Source organism: Bradyrhizobium sp. NBAIM08 (genome assembly GCF_020193935.1).
GTDB classification, from domain to species: Bacteria; Pseudomonadota; Alphaproteobacteria; order Rhizobiales; family Xanthobacteraceae; genus Bradyrhizobium; species Bradyrhizobium yuanmingense.
In genome coordinates this window covers 1-390 of the sequence record NZ_JADYVR010001192.1, presented here as the reverse complement: position 1 = coordinate 390, position 390 = coordinate 1, and the positions used below count along the sequence as shown (strand labels likewise).

Below are 390 nucleotides of genomic sequence, written 5' to 3'. Positions count from 1 at the left end.
GTTCAATCTTTACTAAGTTAAAATAATAAAAGGATATCTACTATTATTTCTTGCCAATAATTTGAAGGAACTCTGCTTCAGATATAATCCTGACTGTATTTATTTTTTTTGCTTTCTCTAATTTACTTCCAGCATCTTCACCCACAACAAGATAGTTCAGCTTCGTACTAACGCCACTAAGTATTTGCCCGCCATTGGCTTCTGCCATTGCTTCAGCATCGCTTCGTTTCAATGTGGGTAATGTTCCGGTAAACAGGAATGTTTGACCTTGTAAATTACTGCGAGCAGCAGTATGTTCTTTTTTTTGATTTTTTAATTGCAATCCCAGCCTTTCCAATTGTTCCAGCATATCAATATTACTTTTATTACTGAAAAAGTGATGAATGCTAC

Annotated in this window: 1 protein-coding gene; it reads right to left on the bottom strand. The window is 34.9% G+C overall.

The features are described 5' to 3' along the window. Nucleotides 1–43 precede the first annotated feature (43 nt). The coding region (locus tag I6F37_RS44095) for a BRCT domain-containing protein (RefSeq protein ID WP_306469192.1) at nt 44–390 on the bottom strand (347 nt) is incomplete at its 5' end.